Source organism: Streptomyces sp. WELS2 (assembly GCF_013870595.1).
In the GTDB taxonomy this organism is placed as follows: Bacteria; Actinomycetota; Actinomycetes; order Streptomycetales; family Streptomycetaceae; genus Streptomyces.
This window is the reverse complement of the sequence record NZ_JACBWZ010000886.1, coordinates 1-2,407: the sequence shown is the minus strand read 5'-3', so window position 1 is coordinate 2,407 and position 2,407 is coordinate 1. Positions and strand designations below refer to the sequence as shown.

Genomic DNA, 2,407 nt, shown 5'->3' with positions numbered 1-2,407 from the left:
CGCCAGCCCGGCGACCGTACCGAGCAGCAGCAGGGGATTGTGCCGCAGCTGGGCGTACGCGCTGCGCGAGACCATCCGCCACAGGTCGCCCAGGTCCGGATAGGGCCGCACGCTGTCCACCCGGTCGGCCAGCCCCAGCCAGACACGGCCCCCCGCGCCCTTCACCGCGCGCGCCAGCGCCACGTCGTCGATCACGGCGTGCCGGATGGCGTCCGGGATGCGCGCCTTCTCGGCCATCCCCGCGCGCAGCAGCACACAGCCGCCCGCCGCCGCGGCCGTGCGCGATCCCTTCCGGCCGATCCACCGGAAGGGATACAGCTGCGCGAAGAAGTACACGAAGGCAGGCACCACCAGCCGCTCCCACAGGCTCGCCACCCGCAGCCGCGCCATCTGCGACACGACGTCGAAGCCGCCCGCCCGAGCCGCCGCCACCAGCTCGCGCAGGCTGTCCGGCGCGTGCGCGATGTCCGCGTCCGTCAGCAGCAGGTACTCGGGCTCACGCGCGCGTGCCAGCCCGATGCCGTACCGCACCGCCCACAGCTTGCCCGTCCAGCCCGCCGGCGGTTCACCGGGCGAGTCCACCGTCAGCGGCAGCCCGCCGAGCCGCCGGGACAGCTCGCGGGCCAGCTCCCCGGTGCCGTCGGTGCTGCCGTCGTCCACCAGGAAGACCTCGGCCCGCCCGGGATAGTCCTGCGCCAGCAGCGACGGCAGGCTGTCCGGCAGCACGGCGGCCTCGTCCCGGGCCGGTACGACCACGCAGACCGACGGCCACGCCTCCGGTTCCCGGCGTGGTGGCAGCCGGACGTCCGTGCGCCAGAAGAAGCCCTGGCCGAGCAGCAGCCAGGCCCAGGCGGCCAGTGATACGACGGTGATCCACAAGTACGCGTTCACGGCGGCAGTCTGCCCCACCCGGCGGGGCCCGTGAGCGGGCATCGTCTATCGTGGCCGGGTGAAGATCGCGCTCATGGACTCCGGAATCGGCCTGCTCCCCGCCGCCGCCGCGGTACGCCGGCTGCGGCCCGACGCGGATCTGGTGCTGTCCTGGGACCCGGACGGCATGCCCTGGGGACCGCGCACCCCCGAGGACATCACCGAGCGGGCCATCGCCGTGGCCGAGGCCGCCGCCGCGCACGAGCCCGATGTGCTGATCGTCGCGTGCAACACCGCCTCCGTGCACTCCCTGCCGGCGATGCGGGCGCGCTTCGAGCCGCGGCTGCCGATCATCGGCACCGTACCGGCGATCAAGCCGGCCGCCGCGGGCGGCGGCCCCGTCGCGATCTGGGCGACCCCGGCCACCACGGGCAGCGCCTACCAGCGCGGCCTGATCGAGCGGTTCGCCGACGGCCTGGCCGTCACCGAGGTGGCGTGCCCCGGCCTCGCGGACGCCGTGCACCACGCCGACGACGAGGCGATCGACGCCGCGATCGCCTCGGCCGCCGCCCGCACCCCGGACGACGTGACCACGCTCGTCCTGGGCTGCACCAACTACGAGCTGGTCGCGGAGCGGATCCGCGCGGCCGTCCAGCGGCCCGGCCGCCCGCCGGTCGCACTGCACGGCAGTGCCGGGGCGGTGGCGGCACAGGCGCTGCGCCGGATCGGAGCGGAACCGGCTCCGGAGGCCGCCGCCGACACCACCCTGACCGTGCTGCTGAGCGGCCGCGAGGCGACCCTCCCGGACACGGCGCTGTCCTACGCCGAAGGCCGCTTCCTGCGCGCCGTCAGCCCCGTCCGCTGACCGGCGCGTCCGGACACCGGCGGGCCGCCCGCCGCGCGCTACGCCCTCTCCGGGCGGCGAAATCCGGGTAACCTCATAAACATGAGGGACCACCCCGACGCCGACGGAAAGCTTCCCCCGGTCTGGAAGGGACGCGCCACCAACCGGGTGCAGTGGCTGTTCGCGCTCGTCGGCGCCGCCTGCCTGGCGCTCGGCATCGCGCTGGCCGTGGACTCGGCCTGGACATCCGGCATAGCCGCCCTGGTGATGTCCGTCGTGGGCTGCATCGCGGCCGGTCTGCTCGTGCTCTTCGGCACGCTCGCCTTCGTACACGTCGACCTCAAGCTCGACCGCGAGTGCCTCGAAGTGCGCTGCGGACACATGGGGCTGCCGCGCCGCCGCATCCCGCTCTCGCACGTGGCCGGCGCCGACTTCACCGCCCACGTCACCCCCCGGCACTGGGGCGGCTGGGGCTACCGCTGGCGCCCCGAGAAGGGCACCGCCGTCGTCGTCCGCCGCGGCGAGGGCATCGTGCTGCGCCTGTGGGACGGCCACACGTTCACGATCACCGTGGACAACGCGGAGTCCGCGGTCCGGCTCATCCGCGACCGCCTGCGCACGATCAGACCGGGAACGGCCGGCTAGATCCTGCCGTCACACGCGCGCCGCGTCGGGTGCGTGCGCGGGAAGTCC

At 74.7% G+C, this 2,407-nt stretch carries 3 protein-coding genes; 2 read left to right on the top strand and 1 reads right to left on the bottom strand.

Going from position 1 to position 2,407, the window contains the following annotated elements; genetic code table 11:
* Positions 1 to 933 (bottom strand): glycosyltransferase (locus H5J33_RS31275; protein WP_258565535.1); only part of this gene is annotated, 933 nt, incomplete at its 3' end.
* Between the two features lie 16 nt (positions 934 to 949).
* Between H5J33_RS31275 and H5J33_RS31270 the strand changes: the two genes are divergently transcribed.
* A complete protein-coding gene (locus H5J33_RS31270; protein ID WP_181798131.1) occupies positions 950 to 1,735 on the top strand; it encodes a glutamate racemase in 786 nt (261 codons plus the stop codon).
* 81 nt (positions 1,736 to 1,816) lie between these two features.
* Positions 1,817 to 2,359, top strand: coding sequence for a phage holin family protein (locus H5J33_RS31265; RefSeq protein ID WP_181798130.1), 543 nt, complete (start codon positions 1,817 to 1,819; stop codon positions 2,357 to 2,359).
* Positions 2,360 to 2,407 lie beyond the last annotated feature (48 nt).